20 protein-coding genes and 1 riboswitch are annotated in these 21,050 nt (G+C 38.5%); of the genes, 1 reads left to right on the top strand and 19 read right to left on the bottom strand.

Annotated features, from left to right (window positions below; all coding sequences use genetic code 11):
• Window positions 1-4: 4 nt before the first annotated feature.
• The 13 genes from purB to BHF68_RS07565 form a co-directional block, all read right to left on the bottom strand.
• Window positions 5-1,300 carry an adenylosuccinate lyase gene (purB, locus tag BHF68_RS07625; RefSeq protein ID WP_069643057.1) on the bottom strand — a complete coding sequence of 432 codons (1,296 nt, stop codon included), beginning with the start codon at window positions 1,298-1,300 and terminating at the stop codon, window positions 5-7.
• Between the two features lie 107 nt (window positions 1,301-1,407).
• Window positions 1,408-2,661, bottom strand: a complete 1,254-nt coding sequence (gene purK / locus BHF68_RS07620; RefSeq protein ID WP_084019285.1) for a 5-(carboxyamino)imidazole ribonucleotide synthase — start codon at window positions 2,659-2,661, stop codon at window positions 1,408-1,410.
• A 35-nt stretch (window positions 2,662-2,696) separates the two neighbouring features.
• The gene (gene purE / locus BHF68_RS07615) at window positions 2,697-3,182 is read right to left on the bottom strand and encodes a 5-(carboxyamino)imidazole ribonucleotide mutase (protein ID WP_069643056.1); all 486 of its coding nucleotides are present in this window, start codon (window positions 3,180-3,182) and stop codon (window positions 2,697-2,699) included.
• Window positions 3,183-3,324: 142 nt separating this feature from the next.
• Window positions 3,325-4,650 (bottom strand): NCS2 family permease, encoded by a 1,326-nt coding sequence (locus tag BHF68_RS07610; RefSeq protein ID WP_245669648.1) that lies wholly within the window; start codon window positions 4,648-4,650, stop codon window positions 3,325-3,327.
• A 97-nt stretch (window positions 4,651-4,747) separates the two neighbouring features.
• A riboswitch (purine riboswitch) is annotated at window positions 4,748-4,849 on the bottom strand.
• A 208-nt stretch (window positions 4,850-5,057) separates the two neighbouring features.
• On the bottom strand, window positions 5,058-6,599 hold the full coding sequence (gene guaA, locus BHF68_RS07605; protein ID WP_069643054.1) for a glutamine-hydrolyzing GMP synthase: 1,542 nt from the start codon (window positions 6,597-6,599) through the stop codon (window positions 5,058-5,060).
• Between the two features lie 64 nt (window positions 6,600-6,663).
• Entirely contained in the window at window positions 6,664-7,011 is a 348-nt protein-coding gene (locus BHF68_RS07600) for a winged helix-turn-helix domain-containing protein (RefSeq protein ID WP_069643053.1), read from the bottom strand.
• A 22-nt stretch (window positions 7,012-7,033) separates the two neighbouring features.
• The gene (locus tag BHF68_RS07595) at window positions 7,034-7,828 is read right to left on the bottom strand and encodes a formate dehydrogenase accessory protein FdhE (protein WP_069643052.1); all 795 of its coding nucleotides are present in this window, start codon (window positions 7,826-7,828) and stop codon (window positions 7,034-7,036) included.
• A gap of 185 nt (window positions 7,829-8,013) precedes the next feature.
• On the bottom strand, window positions 8,014-8,796 hold the full coding sequence (locus tag BHF68_RS07590; protein ID WP_069643051.1) for a toxin-antitoxin system YwqK family antitoxin: 783 nt from the start codon (window positions 8,794-8,796) through the stop codon (window positions 8,014-8,016).
• 19 nt (window positions 8,797-8,815) lie between these two features.
• Window positions 8,816-9,733: an HpaII family restriction endonuclease gene (locus BHF68_RS07585; protein ID WP_069643050.1), complete on the bottom strand. Its 918-nt coding sequence runs from the start codon at window positions 9,731-9,733 to the stop codon at window positions 8,816-8,818.
• Window positions 9,734-9,757: 24 nt separating this feature from the next.
• On the bottom strand, window positions 9,758-10,933 hold the full coding sequence (locus BHF68_RS07580) for a DNA cytosine methyltransferase (protein WP_069643049.1): 1,176 nt from the start codon (window positions 10,931-10,933) through the stop codon (window positions 9,758-9,760).
• Window positions 10,934-11,061: 128 nt separating this feature from the next.
• Window positions 11,062-12,108, bottom strand: a complete 1,047-nt coding sequence (locus BHF68_RS07575; protein WP_069643048.1) for an HD-GYP domain-containing protein — start codon at window positions 12,106-12,108, stop codon at window positions 11,062-11,064.
• A gap of 166 nt (window positions 12,109-12,274) precedes the next feature.
• On the bottom strand, window positions 12,275-13,423 hold the full coding sequence (locus tag BHF68_RS07570) for an MGDG synthase family glycosyltransferase (RefSeq protein WP_069643047.1): 1,149 nt from the start codon (window positions 13,421-13,423) through the stop codon (window positions 12,275-12,277).
• A 45-nt stretch (window positions 13,424-13,468) separates the two neighbouring features.
• Window positions 13,469-14,005, bottom strand: coding sequence for a phosphatase PAP2 family protein (locus BHF68_RS07565; protein WP_069643046.1), 537 nt, complete (start codon window positions 14,003-14,005; stop codon window positions 13,469-13,471).
• 311 nt (window positions 14,006-14,316) lie between these two features.
• On the opposite strand from BHF68_RS07565, the gene BHF68_RS15830 reads away from it, so the two are divergent.
• On the top strand, window positions 14,317-14,598 hold the full coding sequence (locus tag BHF68_RS15830) for a glycosyltransferase (protein WP_084019284.1): 282 nt from the start codon (window positions 14,317-14,319) through the stop codon (window positions 14,596-14,598).
• Window positions 14,599-14,665: 67 nt separating this feature from the next.
• Here the strand turns inward: BHF68_RS15830 and BHF68_RS07560 are convergent, their stop codons facing one another.
• From BHF68_RS07560 to BHF68_RS07535, 6 genes are all read right to left on the bottom strand, one after another.
• Window positions 14,666-15,280 (bottom strand): ABC transporter ATP-binding protein, encoded by a 615-nt coding sequence (locus BHF68_RS07560; RefSeq protein WP_069643045.1) that lies wholly within the window; start codon window positions 15,278-15,280, stop codon window positions 14,666-14,668.
• Entirely contained in the window at window positions 15,270-16,313 is a 1,044-nt protein-coding gene (locus BHF68_RS07555) for an ABC transporter ATP-binding protein (protein ID WP_084019283.1), read from the bottom strand. The genes BHF68_RS07560 and BHF68_RS07555 overlap by 11 nt, the downstream gene beginning before the upstream one ends.
• Before the next feature lie 95 nt (window positions 16,314-16,408).
• A complete protein-coding gene (locus BHF68_RS07550; RefSeq protein ID WP_084019282.1) occupies window positions 16,409-17,296 on the bottom strand; it encodes an ABC transporter permease in 888 nt (295 codons plus the stop codon).
• Complete coding sequence (locus tag BHF68_RS07545; protein WP_069643044.1) at window positions 17,296-18,267, bottom strand: ABC transporter permease; 972 nt, start codon at window positions 18,265-18,267, stop codon at window positions 17,296-17,298. Before BHF68_RS07545 ends, BHF68_RS07550 begins: the two co-directional genes overlap by 1 nt.
• Window positions 18,258-19,904, bottom strand: coding sequence for an ABC transporter substrate-binding protein (locus BHF68_RS07540; protein WP_218070334.1), 1,647 nt, complete (start codon window positions 19,902-19,904; stop codon window positions 18,258-18,260). The genes BHF68_RS07545 and BHF68_RS07540 overlap by 10 nt, the downstream gene beginning before the upstream one ends.
• A 246-nt stretch (window positions 19,905-20,150) precedes the next feature.
• Window positions 20,151-21,038 carry a DMT family transporter gene (locus tag BHF68_RS07535; RefSeq protein WP_069643043.1) on the bottom strand — a complete coding sequence of 296 codons (888 nt, stop codon included), beginning with the start codon at window positions 21,036-21,038 and terminating at the stop codon, window positions 20,151-20,153.
• Window positions 21,039-21,050: the final 12 nt, after the last annotated feature.

The following is a 21,050-nucleotide window of genomic DNA, read 5'->3' as shown; positions in this document are numbered from 1 at the left end:
TAAACTATATTAAACCAATACGTTTGAAAATCGTGTCTACATGTTTCACATGATATCTAGGATCGAAGCAATCCTCGACTTCATCTTCCGTCAAGTGCTCCATTATAGTTGCTTCTGCTTCTACCAATCCCTTAAATGAGGTCTGTTCCTCCCAGGCCTGCATTGCTTTGCGTTGTACCATATCATAAGCCGCTTCCCTAGACATGCCTTTCTCAATCAGCTTAAGTAATACTCTTTGTGAGAAAATAAGTCCGAAGGTGCGGTCCATATTGCGACGCATGTTCTCAGGGAATACCGTTAAATCATCAAGTACTTTGCCCATACGTCTGAGCATATAGTTTAGCAATATCGTGCTATCAGGTATGATTACACGTTCAACTGATGAGTGTGATATGTCACGTTCATGCCATAGTGGAACGCAATCATATTCTGCAACCATGTTGCCGCGTAGCACACGAGCTAAACCGCAAATGTTTTCACTTGATACTGGATTACGTTTGTGCGGCATAGCTGATGAACCTTTTTGCCCCTTATGGAAGCGTTCCTCGACCTCACGCACTTCACTTTTTTGTAACCCACGGATTTCTACGCCGATTTTCTCTAGGGTTGTCCCGACTAAAGCTAGAACTGATAAATAGTGCGCATGACGATCACGCTGTAAAGTTTGCGTTGACACTGGCGCTGGGGTTAAGCCTAGTTTCTTACAGACATACTCTTCTACTGCAGGGTTAATGTTTGCATAGGTTCCTACAGCTCCTGACATTTTACCAAACTCTACCTCTTCAGCAGCACGGTTAAAGCGCTCAAGGTTTCTCTTCATCTCTTCATACCATAAGGCTAGCTTTAAGCCAAAGGTTGTTGGCTCCGCATGCACACCGTGGGTTCGACCCATCATTATAGTGTCCTTATGCTCAATTGCTCGCTTACGTAATACTTCTATAACATACTCAATATCCTTGCGGATAATATCATTCGCTTGTTTTATTAGAAAAGCTAGTGCTGTATCTACTACATCAGTTGAAGTAAGTCCATAGTGAACCCATTTTTTCTCTTCTTCGAGGGTTTCAGATACCGCTCTAGTAAAGGCAACAACATCATGTCTTGTTTCTGCTTCAATTTCGTGAATGCGCTGCACATCAAAGCCTGCTTTATCCCAAAGCTTTTGTACATCCTCTTTCGGAATAACACCTAGCTCCGCCCACGCCTCACAAGCCTCTATTTCAACACGAAGCCATGCATTGAATTTATTTTCTTCTGTCCAAATTGCTGCCATTTCTGGCCTTGAATATCTTTCTATCATTTCTTATCCTCCATTTTTTTACCCATCATGTTGGTTTGTATCTTACCCACTGGGTCTTATTGTATATATTGCAGCTTGCGCGTTGTTGTCATAGTAACTAGCTAGTGTTATGCATCAATGAACGGTAGGTTGTTAATAATACTTAATGCATCTTCAACACTTGCACTTAATACGTTGATATGTCCCATCTTCCGGTTATATACTGCTTCTGATTTTCCGTATAAATGGAATTTTACTTCTTTCGGCATGTTAGGAATCGATTCCATAAACGGAGCAATATGCTGTCCTAATAGATTTACCATCACTACTGGCGTTAATAAATCAGTCTTGCCTAATGGTAAATTACAGATTGCCCGCACATGCTGTTCAAACTGCGACGTCATGCATGCGTCCATTGTATAATGTCCAGAATTGTGTGGTCTTGGTGCTAGTTCATTGATATAGATTGTGCCATCCTCTTTATAAAACATTTCTATTGCTAACAAACCAATAAGATCTATATCTATTGCTAGCTGTTTAGCAATTTTCTGTGCTTGCTCCTGAGCCTCGACAGGAATTCTTGCTGGAACTATTGTCATATGCAAGATGCTGTTATTGTGAATATTCTCTGCTACTGGATATGTTTCTATTTCACCTTTCTTATTCCTAGCTACAATCACGGAGAGTTCTCGTTCAAATGGTACAAATTTCTCAACAATAAAATCTGAATTGACAAACTCGATACGGTTAAAAGCATTACTAGCAGATATAAAATCGCGCTCATTACGGATAAACCACTGTCCTTTACCGTCATAGCCACCTGTAGTTGTCTTCATAACCGCTGGCATCCCTAAGTTATCTACAGCTTTCAGCAGTGCTGTCTCTAAGCGTCGCTCATCTTTTGATACAAGTTTAAGGTGTGTTAATGGCTCATTATTGATTACTTCGTATGGATCTCTTTTAATAACTTCAAATGGTGCAACTGGTAGACCTAGTGACCGTAAAACAGACTTCTCATTGCTACGATTTTGTGTAATTTTTAATAATAGGCTTCCTTGAGGCAAATAGTATTTTTCCTCTAGCCTATTGGCAACTGCAGAATCTACATTTTCAAATTCATAAGTTATAACCTCACTATTACGACCTAGATAATCAGCACCCTTAAAATCGTCAAACTTACTCACAATATGGTCATCGGAAACCTGCGCTGCTGGACATTTGCTATGCGGGTCAAGTGTGACAAATCGATACCCCATTGCCTTCCCAGCTAATATAATCATTCTACCAAGCTGCCCGCCACCTAATATCCCAATTGTAGAGCCTGGTTCTATCACCTTATTATTATCATCCACAGTAATACACCCCAATACTTTTACATTCATTCATTTAACAATTCATAATTAAAGTTCCTCTGAAATTACAGTTCCTCTGATAATACCGTGTCCTTCTTGTTTTGGCGCATTATTGCCACTGCTTGCTGATATTCTGGATATTTAATCCCTAATATCTGCGCTGCAAGTATTCCTGCATTGGTCGCTCCTGCTTTGCCAATGGCTACTGTAGCCACTGGGATGCCCCCAGGCATTTGCACAATAGACAGCAATGAGTCTAAGCCATTTAAGTTGCTAGATTTCACAGGCACACCAATTACTGGTAGCTCAGTCTTAGAGGCAACCATACCTGGCAAATGGGCCGCTCCACCCGCACCCGCTATTATAACTTCTATCCCACGATCCTTGGCGGTCTCCGCATAGTTAAACATATAATCTGGAGTTCGATGGGCTGACACTACTTTTTTTTCGTAGGGTACTTTTAATTCGTCTAGCATATCGCATGCGTGTTTCATAGTCTCCCAGTCAGAAGTGCTACCCATAATAACACCCACTAAGGTCTGCTTGTCCATATTATAATCCTCCATATTCCTCTGGTTTTATTTATAGCTAATCGTATTTTAATGTATCCATACTTGAAGTAAAAGAGGACCCTATAAAAGAGCCCTCTCTATGAACTTCTAGATTTCTAAAAATTTAATATCTCCAATTGCCTTAGTCCGTTCCGAGGAAAATAAATCGGAGCACGAATAAGAAACCGATAATATATACTAATGGATGAACTTCCTTCGCCTTACCTGCAAAAACCTTTACAAGCGGATATGCAATGAAACCAAATGCAATACCGTTGGCGATACTAAAGCTTAGCGGCATAAATAACGCCGTCATAAAAGCTGGTACTGCTTCGGAAAACTCTTTCCATTCAATATCCTTTAAGCTTGAAGCCATGAATACACCCACTATAATTAAAACAGGTGATGTAACCCCTGGCGATAAAGCTAACGCTTTAATAATTGGGAAAAACGGTAACGAAGCTAAGAACAATAATCCAGTAACAACAGCTGTCATACCAGTACGTCCACCAGCCGCAACACCCGCTGATGATTCTATGTAAGCTGTAGTTGTTGATGTACCAAGCGCTGCACCTGACATTGTAGCTACAGAGTCTGCAGTTAATGCACGGCTTGCTCTAGGAAGCTTATTGTCAACTAACATATTACCCTGCTTAGCAACTCCAGTTAATGTTCCAGCAGAGTCGAAGAAGTCAACGAACAAGAAAGCAAATACTATTGTCAATGCACCTAACTCTAACGCACCCCAAATGTCCATCGCCATAAATGTAGGAGCTAAACTAGGTGGTGCCTCTACTATACCCTCTGGTCGCACTACTTCACCCATAAAAATACCTATAATCGCTGTAATTAACATACCAATAAAAATTCCGCCTGGTACTTTACGAATTATTAATAAAGAAATAATTACTAAACCAATCATTGTCAATAGCGGTGTCCCAGACAGAAATTCAGGATTTAACGCTACTAGTGTTGCATCATAACCTACAATAACCTCAGCATTTTTTAAACCAATAAAAGCAATAAACAAACCAATACCTGCTGCAACAGCACTTTTCAAACCTGGTGGAATTACATTAATAATAAGTTCACGTATTTTTGATACTGTTAAAATCAAGAATAATACCCCGGAAACGAATACTGCTCCTAAAGCAACTTCCCAAGAATAGCCCATTCCTAATACTACAGTGTATGAGAAATATGCATTCAGACCCATACCTGGCGCTAACGCGATTGGATAGTTAGCATATAACCCCATAATCAAACTACCAATAGTTGCAGCGATAACCGTTGCTACGAATACTGCTCCGAAATCCATACCGGCGTCTGATAGAATCGCAGGGTTTACAAATATTATGTAAGCCATAGTTAAGAATGTTGTAAGACCTGCAATTACTTCTGTTCTGAAATTCGTGTTGTGTTCTTCAAACTTAAAAAACTTACCTACTGCACTGTCTTTGCTTACCAACTCGTACATCTCCTTTTTGGATAAATTTGGAAACAGCAGAGCCTAGTGATATAGTTATATACACTAGGCTCTACGAAAACAAGCGTATCAACATCATGTGATACGTAAGTTGTTTCGTAGTCAAGCAATTTACGGTTGCCTGGTAGATACTTCCGAGCCATATTCTCAGGATTATACGAACCTTGTTTCAATATTGGTTTAATCTAAATACGATTATTGCAACCATAGTGTACCAGCATATTCGACAAAAGTCAACAAAAAACACGAACGTTCTATGGGTATTTTATTTAAATGTTCGTGTATTTAACTTTTAACTGAATGCATAAAAATAACCCTTGTGGTATTATCCACAAAGGTTATTCTGCCAAATACAAACAAATTATATTCTAATTTTTGCCACTAATCTATTATTCCCATTCGATTGTTGCTGGTGGCTTTGATGTAATATCATATACAACTCGGTTTACTTCTGGAATCTCATTAATCATCCTTGAAGATAGGGTTTGTAGTAACTCATAAGGAAGGTGCGCCCAATCAGCCGTCATACCATCAGTACTAGTCACAGCACGAATAGCCACCGCATGGTTATAGGTACGCTCATCCCCCATAACACCTACACTACGAACGTTCGGTACAACAGTAAACATTTGCCATACTTCACGATATAAGCCAGCTTTACGCACTTCTTCTGTTAGAATAGCGTCTGACTCACGGAGAATGTGCAGCTTTTCTTCCGTCACTTCCCCTATTGCACGAATTGCAAGACCTGGTCCTGGGAATGGATGGCGCCATACAATCGTCTCAGGTAATCCCATTTCTTCCCCTACACGTCTAACTTCATCCTTAAATAATGTGTTTAACGGTTCAATTATCTCGAAATCTATATCTTCTGGTAATCCACCAACGTTGTGATGGGATTTAATAGTTGTCGCCGTATCTGTTCCACTTTCAATAATATCTGTATACAATGTGCCCTGTACAAGGTAATCGAATTGCCCTAGTTTCTTAGACTCTTCTTCGAATACACGGATAAATTCTTCACCAATAATTTTACGTTTAGTCTCAGGATCACTGACCCCTTTTAATTTGGTCATAAAACGTTCTTTCGCATCGACAAGAATAATATTCATGTTGAAACCATCTTTGAATGTTTCCATTACCTGCTCTGCTTCATTTTTACGTAATAGACCGTGATCTACGAAGATACAAGTTAAATTATCCCCTACTGCCTTATGTGTTAACACCGCAGCAACTGAAGAATCTACACCGCCGCTAAGTCCGCATAGAACCTTCTTATCTCCTGCACGACTTTTTATATCTTCTACAGCAAATTCTACAAAGTTACTAGCTGTCCAATTTAAATCACACTTACAAACGTGTAAGATAAAGTTTTTAAGCATATCGTTGCCATGGACGGTATGTAGTACCTCAGGATGGAACTGTACTGCATACAGTCTTTTTTCTTCATTGCTCATCGCCGCTACAGGGGCGTGATTGGTGCTTGCATCGACTACAAAGCCCTTAGGTGGCTCTATTACAAGGTCGCTATGGCTCATCCATACCTGCTGCTCCTTTGGCAGTCCTGTATATAATAGGCTTGACTCGTTTGAAACAGTGATGGTTGCCTTGCCATATTCCCTAACACTAGCACGTTCTACCTTACCTTCGAAATGGTACGACATCATTTGCATGCCATAGCAAATTCCAAGTATCGGTATTCCAAGCTCATAAATTTCCGAATCAACCTTTGGCGCTTTCTCGCTATAGACACTGTTTGGTCCGCCTGAGAAGATAATCCCCTTTGGGTTTAATTCTTTAATTTGTTCAATTGTTGTTTTATGAGACATTAGTTCACTATATACACCTAGCTCACGAATTCGCCTCGCGATTAACTGGTTATACTGTCCTCCAAAATCAAGGACGATTACCTTTTGTTCAGGCTTTTGCACTGTTTAAACACTCCTTAAGTTAACATTAAGAGTTATTTTATCAACTGAAAAACTGTTCGTCAATCTATCCAAAATATTTCCGATGAATTTCGTCAACTGCATCATTTGACTCTGCCTTAAACTGCTCATACTTCTTCATGAACTCTATGCCAGCCTCAGTAAGATTCGTTCCACTATCATTTCCACCTGCTTTTGTGCTAACAAGCTCGAGTCCCAATCGCTCTTCCGTCGCTTTAATCTTACCCCATGCCGCCCGATAGGACATTCCTAGTCTACTTGCCGCTTGCCTTATCGAGCCAGTATCCTTAATCGCACTTAGCAAGGCTTGTCTACCGTCACCATAAACAACATTTTCTCCTTTTACTAGCCATACCTTTGATTTCGCATGGCTATTACTTTGCTTTTCAGCCATTTTTCCCACTCCTCGTTTTTCTTTATTTTACTTTTGCTCCATAACCTTGTTGAGCAGCTAACATATCTAAATAAATTGTCTCTAGGTCGACAATAAAATGACTGGGTTTATTCATGAAATCTTTAGCATCAATTTGTTTAACATACTCTTTGCACACATTACATGCATAAACTTTCCGACCTTCATCAGCCCCTGCTTTAATATAATGGAGCTTTTCGTGGTCGTCATTCTTACAATGCGGACACTGCAGGGGATTTAGTTCCCACACTGTATCACAACGGGTACAGCAAGCTTCGCGCTTATCATCCCCATGCGCACTCATAATCCGTACTTTCTCACCGCATACTGGACATAGATTATTCCTGTAGTTAGCCAAATCTATATCTTGAAGCACTAGCTTAGCAAAAGCAATAGCATAAGAGCGGTATGCCATTTCCCCTAAAAACTGAGTTATAGATGGATTTATATTATGTTCTTCGCCAAATTCCACAAAAAAATCTAAGTCTAATTTTTTTGACGCTGTAACAAATTCGTCTAAACGGTCTGTAGTTTTCAGTGTCTTTATGATTGCTTGTACAACCTCACTTAATTGTGGTTGATGAGTACTAATATGATTTGTAATCTCCTCAGCCAGCGCTAAGAACTCATCCTTATCTATTGGCACATTAACTACAGAAGTAATTGGCGTTACCCCGTCAACTAACTCCTGCAGCTTAGCTGAGTCTACCTCTAAGTCAACAGCAATATTTTTCGCTTTTTCAACTACTGTCTCTGTTATTTTGTTATGCATATTAAGGTAATCTTGATTTGCACTCATTTCGGAAAACTCCCCTCGATTTCTTGATTATTGATATTATTGATTTGTACGCACTGTCTACATTAATAGAATCATGGATGCATATAACCCCATGATTCTTTTTTACTATTTACAATTATATACTTCCTATTTTCGTTTGTAAATCTTCCTCTCCTTACATACGTTTGAAGCCTCTTATGATCTTATTAAAATAATATTTGTAGAAAAACAAACACAATTAGCACAACTAAAAATCCAAAAACAATAGAGTAACCTATGAATTGGTCGTTATCATCGCTATGCTTTAAAGCAGCATTACTTAATATATCTAGCAATAGTAATAACAATAGAAAAAACACAAAAAATACTAAGATATTAGCTAAACCGATATATTCGATTAATGAACGATTATCTGGCTGTACAGAGCCATTAAACATCATTATAGTAGCAACAAAATACAAGCCAATAATATTTGATCTTGTATTCTTCTTTTTAAACAATTCACCTTTTTCTTCAATCATATCCATGGAGTAACTATTAAAAAAACTAGCATATCTATAGTACAAATCTCTTCTAATAGTAAATGTAATTGCTAGTGTAAACAATACAAGCGATACTAAATACATCGCCCAGCTTGCACCATACCAATAATCAATCGCTACAAAAATAGCAAAATATACAGCAAAGAAAGCTGTTTTTTTGAGCCATCCATAGAAGTCGATACTAGATACGAGAGTATTCAAAAATTGCTTAGCATTATATGATTTGGGTGCCTTTTCACCAAATTCAAAATGACCACGATATATTAATGCTTCGTTTTCATTATAAAGCTCTCCAAAACCATGCATTTCACCATTCTCAAATTCACCTTTATAATGTATTTTTCCATTTTCATAAAATAACCTTCCTTCGCCTTGCCATTTCCCATCAACCATTTCCCCATCGTACTTTACATTCCCATTAGGCCAATACTCTTTATGTACAGTCAATTACAACACCTCGTTACCATTAAATAAAGCGTATTTGTAAATTCAGTCTTATGACGTCAAATTTTCCGTCCCAACATTTTGCTGGAGTCATACCCAACGCAACATCACGAATAAATCCCTTCAACTTATACTCGTAAAAATTATGATTAAAGCGTGTGTCAAAATTGAAAGGATTCTCTTCCTTCATAATTTTCAATAACTCTTCTAACGAAGATCCTCTGCCTTGATAAAAGTTAAGTACAAAGTTTGACAATATACTAGGTAGCAAGCTATCAATTACCTGTAAATTTAATTCAAACATATCACTCGCCATTTCGATAAACTCTATTTTAGCTCCCAATTCTTTAATAGCACTAATTCTATCTCTTATCTTAGATTTAGTAGCAATAGAATTTATCTCCTCTACCATTTTTGCATCTATATTTACCCCTGTTACCTTATATATAAAATTGGTTGTTTTCCCTGCATTTAATAATGTCGATAATCCACCGAGCCTGGATTTAATACTAAACCCAAGTGTTGGCTTCATGCCTGTATTCAAGTCATATACTACGATACGAATATCACTTTTATCAGCCGACTTAGCTTTTAACTTTTTAAATTTAAGCTCGTTTAAAAAAGCCTCGATTTGAGGAATTGCAAACGAAGGTCCCTTAGACTTAATAATTCTATCATAAATATAAGTTGCCTTTCTAACGCAATCGTCTGCAGATATCTCCAATACTGTTCGGTTTGTATCACCGTCAACAACAATAACATTTTCTCTGTGTATATAATCTTTTTTCCCACATGCTTCATCTCTGATAATTTTAATAATAGGGTAATAGATGTCTGGAATCTTGTTCAATTCCGCATCTGCAGCATATAACCTACCTTCGCCTAAGAGTTTTAAAAATGTATAGCACTCACTCCATTCCCCTTTGTTACCAGTAAACATATAACTCGACCTTTCTTTTTCGATTTAAACTATTTTCGAAAGTGATTTATTTTGCAAATTATCTATAGCCTCACTTAAGTTTACCTCTAACTCATAGAGTACGTCATACATACTAGCCGCTATAGTTTCAATTACTGGAATCGTGACTGAGTTGCCAAATTGCTTATACTGCTGCGCTTTACTTACTCCTTGCGGAAACGAAAATTCATCTATACCAGTTTGGAAATCTTTAAAAGCATAGTCGACAAAACCTTGAAGCCTTCCCCATTCTCCTGGTGTCATCTGACGAATCCCTTCGCCATTCAATGGAGTTTTCTTTGATTTTACCAATAATCCCGCAATGCCCTCCTGTGGATCGTATACAAGATTTCGCTCTTTCCCTGAACCACCAGTTGCTAAGACAGCATTGGATATGGGATTCTCTATATTCTTAGCATTCACAACCATGTATCCGAAACCATTGCCTTTGCCTTTGTGTCTTGCTTTGTGCCTTTTTAGCGTTTCAAGATATCCTGAAGATAAGTAATATTCAGGATCAGCTCCATACTCTAATAAATCATGGAGGTTTCTATATATAGGAAATCTATTATTTTTCTGAGGAAGAGCAATTGCATCCAGAGAACTAGACTCTCCATAGCGACGCTTGTCATATCCTAATATGTATACTCGTGGTCGATTTTGTGGAACGCCAAAATTTTTGGAATTTAGTATGAAGCTTTTGGGATTGTATTCTAATTCGTTAGTTATTGGATTGGTAGAAACTCCAACAACCTTATATTGTAAGTCATTTACTAAGGTTTCTAAAATAACCTTAAATGTTTCTCCTTTTTGATGTCGCAAAAGTCCTTCCACATTTTCAATCAAAAATGCCTTCGGCCGAGTCATTTCTATTATCTCTGCAATATCATAAAATAACGTGCCTCTGGTTTTGTCTTTAAATCCTTCTTTCTTTCCAGCTATACTAAACGCTTGGCAAGGGAAGCCCCCTAGCAGTACGTCATAAGATATATTGGCTAATTGATTTTTAAAAGTAGCTGAAGTTACATCATTGAATGGGTCTTGTCCATAGAGGTGTTTATACGTCATGCAGGCATATCGGTCAATTTCTGCAGACAAAACATTTTCAAAGTGCCCTGTCATTTCAAAACCTCTTCGAATTCCACCTATCCCTGCAAACAGATCAATAGTTCTGTATTTCAAGTCGCCACCTCCTTAAAAATCTCACCTACTACATAGATGATTCTACCACAAAGTATATAGGAACTTCTGTTCGTTTTCAAGAAATAAAAATGCCCTCTCATAAAACACCTGAAAGGGCAAGATACGTGCTACTCGTTAAGTATAGATTTGATAAATACCGTCGTTTTTTTGTATAAGTCTACATCAAATGTTTCCGTATCTTCAGATAATAGTGATTCCTCGTCATAATCACTAGAGCTGACAGACTTTGTTTTTAGTAGCCTCACTTTTGGACGCATCGGAATCCCTGGATGTTGAGAAATAACTACTCCAGTATCACCTGTTGTTAATTGGACAGAACTACCGGTCGGATATAATGCAACTGATTTCAAAAATAAAACAACAATATTTATATCAAAGCGCTTGCCAGTGTAGCCCATGATTTCCTCACAAGCTTCATATGGCTTAACATCTCCTGCTGCCATTCTTCTGTCAAAATAATCTGCAACAGCTACAATCTTAGCATACAAAGGAATTTCTGGTCCCTTCATCCCTCGAGGATAACCTGATCCATCTACATTTTCATGGTGTTGTAATGCAACGTGCGCAGACAGAAGATTGATCTCATGTTTCTTTTTTAAAATGCTAAATCCCTTTAATGCATGTGACTTATCCACTTCTTCATTCTCATAATTGCCTAGTCCGATGTCATGTAGCAAAGCACCCACAGCTAAATCATTTAATTGCATGTTGTTTAACTCCAGTTTTAATCCCATTAATACTGATAGCATACAAACATTAAGTGAATGTACAAATAGCTGATTGTCTTTAGTCCTAATATCATTTAAGCTAACTAGAATATCATTTTTTTCCGTTATATCTGCTACTATGTTTTTAGCAGCTTTAGATATATTCTTTATGTCGAAATCTTTTCCAGCCTGAGTTTTTTCAATAGCTAGCGCAATACTCGTAAGTGCCTCAATTTTTGTCTGCTCAGATATTGCGTCTTCCATCTCTATATCATTGAAATGCTCGTTCTCAACATAAAGTGCATAAACACCTAATCTACGTAAGCGAGCTAATAACCCAACAGTCAAAGGTGTGCCTTTTTTTAAAAGTACATCACCTTTATCGTTGTATATGTTTCTTGCTAGTATAGTTCCGTACTGTATATTGTCTATTGATACGTAAATCATCCAATCAAACCTCCGCCTGAAGTCCTATATTCCACAAATATATAATACTATATATCTATTCATACTTATAGCAAAATATTAAAACAATCATTTTTTGACGCCTATAAAAAACCACGAAACCTTCTAATTGAAGTTCGCGGCAATTTACTTATTTATAGTAACGTTTTTAAAAAAGCATAGATTTTACCACTTGTTCCACCCCTTGAGGAAATATAGCACTTTTTTTAGTAACAGCTACTGAAAACTGTTGTGAAAAATCTTCAGGCTTTAATATAAGTGACTGTAACTGTAAATCTAGTGTGCGTTCATCTTCTATAAATAGACCATGCCTATGCTCAAGCATATAATGCAGATTTCCTTGTTCTTGACCTGGCAGTGGATTTAATATCAGCATTGGCAATCCTATGCGAATCGCTTCTGAACAAGTAACTCCACCTGGTTTTGTAACCATAACATCAGATGCCTTCATCAGTCTGTCAATGTAGTCCACAAACGAATATAAGTGAAAATTCTCATGCTTGCATACTGACAAGTTCATGATATTTCTATACAAACTATGATTCTTACCAGCAATAAATAATACTTGCATTTGGCCTAAATACTTCTCTAAAACCTTCACCATTGACTCAGAAAGTCCGACCCCTAATCCCCCTCCCATGCATATTAGGGTTGGCATATCCTGTAATTGCAATAATTCTCTAAATGCTTTTTTACTAGATAAACTCGAGCTTTCAATTTGAAATTTAGGATGTACTGGGATACCTGTTACGTGTAGCTTTTCTGTTTTAATACCTTTTAGAAGTAACTCATTGCGAATTGTTTCTGTAGGAAGCAGATAATGATCAACCTCGTTACTTAGCCATGAACCATGCAAGCAAAAGTCTGTAATAACCGTGCACAGCTTAGTCCTTAATCCATTTTTCTTTAGCTTAGATACTATCAAGCTCGGAAATAGATGTGTGCAAATAATTAAATCTGGTTTATATTCAGCAATCAACTTATCAAATCTAGTATATATCATATGTTGCATAAGAAATTGCAACTGTTGGTTGAGTGGTTTGTGCTGTGACTTATGATAAATTTTGCCCCATAGGCTCGGTGTGTACTGTAGTGATTTAAGATATAGTAATGACATTATCCGACTTGTTGTAGGCCGAACTAACGTGCTTGCTTCAAACACATCAACGTGCCACGAAGGCTCATGCATTAGCATGGAGTCCTTAATTGCCTTTGCCACCATTGTGTGACCCAACCCAAATGCCTCAGACAATATGAGTATTCGCTTAGGCATTACACTAACCTTAATCGAATCCATTTAATCCCCACACCTCAATAGATAAAATTGATGAATTCTGATGTACTAAAAAAATATTGGGAAAGCCCAAACAACAAATACGGAGCTAACTATGCCAATACACGCTCCAATAATACAATCTGTTGGATAGTGTAGGCCTAAATACATTCGGGATAGTGCTACTAATATAGCAAGTGGCAAGAGGAAAATAGCTAAAAACGGGATGTGTAGTATGAACACAGTGACAATTGAAAAAACTGCTGTTGTGTGCCCCGAGGGAAATGAGTAATCTTTTAAAGGATTGGCATTTAAAGTTACCCCAGCAAGACAATCATAGGGACGTGCCCTACCATATAGCTTTTTAATTACATGTACTACAATATGGCTTGCACCCAGGGATATTAGCCCTTGAATTGACCAAATTCGAATTAGATCCTGTGATAATAATAGCATCGCAAGCATTAATGCTATCGTAAATGTAGCGCCACCTAAACGGGTAACAAAAGGGAGCAACTTATCTAGTATTCTGCACCGAATATGCTGATTCACCAGATAAAAGGCTCTTTGATCATATACAGACAACCAACTGACGAAGCGACTCATGATAACGCCTCCCTATTTACACTGTTTATAGATTACAGTACTATCATAAGCTATCAATATTAAGCTAACGTTGTGCTATTGTAAATTTTTTGTGGTAAAAGGTTTAGATTACTTTAACCATTACTTAACATTTACTTTATAAATATCTGTTAATGTAATAGACAAGGACATAGATTTAATCCATATAGCCATGCCTTTTAATGTTGGCTTACTGGGGCTATATACTCTGGGTGGGGTATTGATACGTCTCATTTCTCTCCTAGCAAAAAAACAGAAGCAATCAGACAAAAATATAAGATTATGAAAAAAACATCATCTTATACGTTGGTCGTCTTGCTCCTGAGAAAGATATAGATATTGTTATTCAAACATATCAGGCTTTACCTGATATCCTAAAAAAAGATACCCATTTATTGGTTGTAGGCGATGGCCCCCTATATAATACTTATGTGAAAAAACTCCTCCCCCAGGTGACTTTTACAGGCTTTATAGAGGGGCCCGAGCTTGCAAATATCTATGCTTCTAGTGAAAATACAGAACTAGAAGTCAGTCTCTTAGGACATGGTGGCTCAAACTATTGCCCAATAGCATAAGCATGAGCAGGCAATCACTATGATAAAAATGAAATACTTTTTTTAAAATGGAATTGGCAATACCAAATTATAGTTGTACGATTCGATTACAAAGTTTATTTATTAAATGTTTATCATGACTTATAACAATAATCCCAATGTTCCTATCCCTAGCCACATCAAGGACTACATTCCAAATTTGAGACTGTGTTAATGCGTCTAGCATACTTGTCATTTCATCAGCTATTAGATATTTTGTATCCTTATGCAATGCCCTAGCTACACAAATACGCTGTAACTCTCCACCAGATAGTTCATTAGGCCAACGCTCAAGCCATTGCTTTTCAATCCCTAATTGTTCAATAATTATCTCGTCAAGTTCCCCTGCTTCATATAGTGTCTCTCTTAATTTCCAGCGTGGGTTGACGGCTTTCTCTGGATGCTGCCATACAAGCTGAACTGGATAAAACCCAGTATAGGAAATTCGGTTTTTGCTAGAGATCAACTCTTGCTCTCCTAGCAACACACTACCTTCCATAGGCTTTTGATAACCTGCTAGGATTTGTGCTAGAGTTGTCTTCCCTTTGCCGCTCTTACCTTGAATTGCTATAATCTCTCCAGGATCTACAGTAATCTGAAAATCGCGGAACAACCATTCATTATCTTTGTAGTAATAGCCAACCTTTTCAGCTTTAAGTTGCATGGATACACCTCACACTACCATCCCTAAGTCCCCGTAGCTCTGGCAAATGTTGCTCGCACATTTCTGTTTTCAGAGAGCAGCGCGGACCGAAAAAGCATCCCTTAGGAAGTTGATCATGTAATGGCTGCGAACCTGCTAAGGGCTGAAAGCCGTTCTGTGGCAATGCATTCCACAGTGCCTTAGAATAAGGGTGACGTAGATTCTCTCCAGCACCAGCAAAGTCACGTACAGGTGCCATTTCGACCGTAGTCCCAGCATAAAAGACTACAATTCTATCAGCAATTTGCAAGGCTGCTTCCAAGTCATGTGTAATCATTATAATAGAATGTCCTTGGTTTGATAGTTTTTTAAAGAAGGATAGTGCTTCCTTAACACCTTCTTCATCTAATCCCGGTGTCGGTTCATCTGCTACCAATAGCTTTGGATTTCCAGCTATAGCTGCAGACACAATCGCCCTGCGCGCCATTCCCCCTGAAAGTTGAAACGGATACATTTCTTCTACCTTTGGAGCTAAACCAAACTTAGAGAACAGTTGACGAACAACAGACTTCTTGTTTCCTTTTTCTTTCGGCACAGAAGTTTCTACCTGTTTTCCAACTTTCATTAACGGGTCCAAGTAGTTAATTGATTGGGGTACAAGGGATATCTCTTTTCCACGCAATTTACTCAGTTCAACTTCAGACAGCGGAGCTCCCTTGTAATAAAGCTCTCCCGATAACTGACAATTATCTGGTAGAATCCCTAGGATAGAATGGGCCAATAAACTCTTACCTGATCCACTTGAGCCTACTATAGCAACAACTTCACCAGCATGCACATCTAAATGCAAGCTTGTAATGACCTTTTGATAACTTTGCTCAAGACCTTTCGTGTATTGACAAAACGATATAGAAATATCCTTAGCCTGTAATACTGGCACGGATTGCTTTGCCTTTGCTGGGACTACCTTCAAATTTGGTTTAGAAACATGCTTATGTTTTGTTAAAGGGTTGTCTGCTACATACGACCGTGCATTTGAAACTGCCGTTGACATATACATTTCCCTCCCTCTATATTTCACAATCAGTTTTCTTTACTTGTTTAAAATCTATACTACTAGTCTTCTAGCTAAACATTCTTTTAAATTTATTATTTACGAGCCTCATGAGGATGAAGCATCAGTCTAAGGTTTTCACCGATAATATCAAACATCCGAACCATTAACAGTAAGCATAATCCAGGGAATAAAGCTAGCCACCACATACCTGCCGATAGATAGCGCATTGATTCTGATAGAATGATACCAATGGCAGGCTGCGAAGATGATAAGCCCATACCCAAGAATGTCACGCCCGCTTCATGTAAAATCGCATGGGGGAACAGTAATAAGAACCCAACTAACGCTTGCGGAACAATATGTGGCATCATATGCTTTCTGGCAATCCACCAGTTTGACTTACCTAAGCGCTTTGATATTTGAATATACTCCGAAGAACGCAGCTGTAATATCTCTGCTCTAATCAAACGTGCTAATCTCGGCCAATGCGTCAGCGCCACACCAATGACGACACCCTTAAAACCTCCACCAAGTGCGAATGATATAAGTATTAGTGCCAATAAATGAGGAACACTTAAAAACAAATCTATCAACCAAGAAATAAATGCATCAACATAACGCCCTAGCGTTCCAGCCATAATCCCTAAAATTATTGATATTATTACACTGCTAAAGGAAGCTATCACACCAACCCAGAAGCTTAACAATAAACCTTTCAATGTACGGGTTAACATATCTCTACCAAGCCAATCAGTGCCAAAGAGATGTTCTAGTGATGGTGCTTGATTTCGCAGTTGTAACTGCGTTTTCAACCCATCATCAGATAAAAGTAATCCTGTTCCCAGAAGCGTAGTCAGAAAGATACTAGCAACAATGATTGCTGCCAGTGTCCGCTTCCTACGATTCCAGCTCGAAAACAATAGACCTGTACGAGTTGAACTATTATTACGGGTTGAACTATTAGGTAAAGGAGTCTTCATTACATTGAATCCCCCTTCCGTATTCTTGGGTCAAGTAAACGATAGGAGATGTCTGCAAGCAGGTTCCCTACAAACACAAACACCGTACTAAAGATCACAATTCCAAGTAACAATGGCACGTCACCACGCAGTCCTGCTTCTACACTTGCCTGCCCTAGCCCTGGATAAGAGAACACCGCTTCTGCGAGTACCGCACCTCCAAACAACTCACTAAAGGAAGCAAATTGCAATGTTAGTGCCGGAATTGCTACGTTTCTAATTCCATGCCTACGGATAATGGTAACTCCACTCTCTCCACGAGCTTTAGCAAATAATACATAGTCACTAGATAAAACATCAATTAATTTCTGTCTTGTATGCAGTGCTACTGGTGCTATACCAATAATACTTAATGTGAGAGCAGGCAGGATTAAGTGCTTAATACGGTCCCAAATTGTAACATCTGCCGCTAACACCCCCGCTGGCGCACCCATTCCAACAGGAAACCACTGCAACCAAACAGCAAATACCATTAGCAAAAGCAATCCCATCCAAAAGGTTGGTGTTGACGCTAATGTATAGCAATACCACTTAATCAATCTATCTATAATGGTGTCCCGCTTATAAGCGGCCCATACTCCTAATATGAAACCAATCACTCCCGATAATACCCATGCCACGCTCATGAGTGCTACGGAAGCAATAAACTTCTCACCAATAACTTCTGCTACAGGTTTTCGATAAATCATCGATGTACCAAAATCCCCCTGCAGCAACGCCCCCGACCAACGCAAGAACTGTTCAGGTCCTGAGCGGTCAAGTCCCCAATATTCTGCAATTTGTTGTCGTTGATCCTGACCGACAAGCAGCATATCAGCGCCAATATACGCTGACACTGGGTCTACTGGTGATTGATAGACTAATGTAAATGAAAGAATGCAGACGGCTACCAACAAGGTAGCCAACCGCACCAGTTTCTTAATTATTTCCATTGCCAATCCACAATGTTCGCTGTTACCGGCCAGCCATGTCCGTGGGGCTGAACTCTTTGATTTCCTATATCTAATTGTTCATGAACAAAATATACATGATCAAGATTTACCAGCCACGCCCACGGAGCATCTCCTTTGGCACTAATACCTGTGCTACCATCCCACTGAGCTTTCTGCCAGTATTGATTAGCTTCTTCAACAGTTCCTGCCGCTAACGCTTTAGCCATGTATTCATCTACCTGAGGATTACTGTAAAAACCACTATTAAACCAACCGCTCCCTGCCATCTCCGAGCTGTGTAAATGATACATCTCTAGTGGTGTATGGGCGCCCCAACCAAACAACACAGCATCTGAATGCTTAATTCTTCCAATATCGTCCCAACTTTTACCTTCTGGTATGATGTTAATACCTAGTGGTCTAATTAAATCAGCTACAGCTAGTGCTAATGATTGACGCGTATTATCACTAATTGGATAAACCAATCTAAACTCAGCCTTTATATCCCCTTTACGCAAAATACCATCTGCAGCCGTCTCTTCCCAACCACCGTCACGCAAAATTGCTTTCGCCGCTTCAAAATCGGCATCTTCTATTACTGTATCTGAATTCCACCACGGAAGACCATCTGCCACCGTGTAGGCAGGTGTACCAAATCCTTCTAATACGCCTTCCACTAATGCTGCACGATTAATACCAACGTTAATTGCCTGGCGAATGGCTAAATCTGCTGTAACGTCATTACCAACTGGCAAACCATCCGCTGATGTTTGCCCAGCAGGAACAAACGGGAATAAAATACCACGATTATCTACACTTTGAAGAGCTTCAACGCGCATGTTGTTAACAATCTGTAAGCCAAATGCTGCTGGTACTGCTGCTAAATCTACTTGCCCAGCCTTAGCTGCTGCTAACGCAGTATTCTCATCTAAGTAAAGAAACGTAATTTTTCTAAAATTAGGCTGTTTGCCGTAGTATTTAGGGTTTCGTTCGATAATTAATTGCTGACCCTTATCCCATTGTACGAATGTGAATGGACCTGAACCTACAGGATGTTCCCCATATCCACTCCCATGGGCATGTTTTGGAACAATCCCAAGTGTTATTAATATGTCTATAAATGCAGAATGAGTTCTTTCTAAAGTAAACTCTATTGTATAATCACTTACTGCTTCTATGCTTTCAAGAACGTTTAAATCAACTACAGATCCACTACTTTTTGCTGTTTCAAATGTATAGACAACGTCTTGTGCTGTTAATGGAACTCCATCAGAAAACACAACATCATCACGGATTTCTACAGTCCATGTCAGTCCATCTTCGCTGATTAAATAGTTAACTGCTAAATCATTAACAACATTTAATTCGTCATCAAATGTAAGTAAGGTACTTTGGAATAATGGTGAACCATAGCGTCCCCAGCCTGTAGTCGGGTCGAATCCATCATCTGGCTCAGAGCGTACCGCTAACACTAATTCGTCTTTTTGTGTGTTTTCTGTCTGTATATTTTCTTGTTGGTTTTCTTGTTCTGATGGTTGACTTGTTTGACTTGATTTACCACAGCCTACAATGGCAGCAACCACAACAGCAATTACTAAAAACATACAAATCATTTTATAAACTCTACTTGTTTGCATTCTTCCGCTCTCCCTTTTTATTATCTATATTGTTGTAAAAAAACAAAAAACCGCAGAACACTTTTGACAATTAATAATAACCTGGCAAACATAAGCCAATCTCCATAGTGGAGCTAGCATCAATTTGCTATATGGTTATCTGTAATCAAAAGCCGTTCGCGGCTCGTATGCTTATTAGCATAAGTGTCTTCTTGACACCCTTTGTTTAGAATTTACACTACATATATCAATGTGTCAATCATTTTATTATGGCTTTGCTATTGTTCTATTCGTCCCCAAATGAACACCAAATAGAATAAGGACAGCACCTATTATCATAATACCTGTAATCTGTTCTTTTAAAAAAATCGCAGAAGAAACCATCGTAATAAGTGGTACTAAGTAAATAAAGGTCGTTGTTTTTACAGACCCTATCAGTTTAATTGCTTTGTTCCACATGACAAATGCCAGTATTGACGCCAATAATGCTAAAAATAATATGCTACCAATTACCTCCATTGAACGTATGCTAGCAAATTGTACCGAAACCCCATTGAAAAGCATAATAGGTGTCATTGTCAAAATCCCGTAGAAAAAAGTCTTCCTCGCCATTAGTATTGGCGACATACTATTGTCTACTTTTTTCAATAAGTTAGAGTAAACTGCCCAAATTACCGCACATAATAACGCTAGTAGATCTCCAGTAGGACTTACATCCAACAGGTATGCACCATTAAAGATAACAAGAAAAATTCCTGTAATAGCAACCATAAAGCCAAATAATTGATCTTTCTGGAAGCGTTCATCCTTATGCATAAAATGGGCGACAATCGCAGCAAACAAAGGAATGGCCGACACGATTAAGCCAACATTAGACGCCTGCGTGAAACTAAGAGCTATGTTTTCTAGTAAAAAATATGAGGTAACTCCTAATAACCCTAACAAAAAGAATAACCCCTCTACCTTCCAGGCAAAGGAAAAATCAAACTTGGGATAAATTAGTAGTAATAATCCATAAGCAATAAGAAAGCGGTACATTAGTATTTCAAAAGGACTCAGATGGTTGAGTAAATTCTTTGTAAAAATATACGTTGTCCCCCAAATTAACACTGTTAAAAACGCTAATAAATAACCATTTACATGTTGTTTGTTCATTTTCTCTTTATT

Source organism: Desulfuribacillus alkaliarsenatis, assembly GCF_001730225.1.
Lineage (GTDB): Bacteria > Bacillota > Bacilli > Desulfuribacillales > Desulfuribacillaceae > Desulfuribacillus > Desulfuribacillus alkaliarsenatis.
This window is presented reverse-complemented; position numbering and strand designations above follow the sequence as displayed.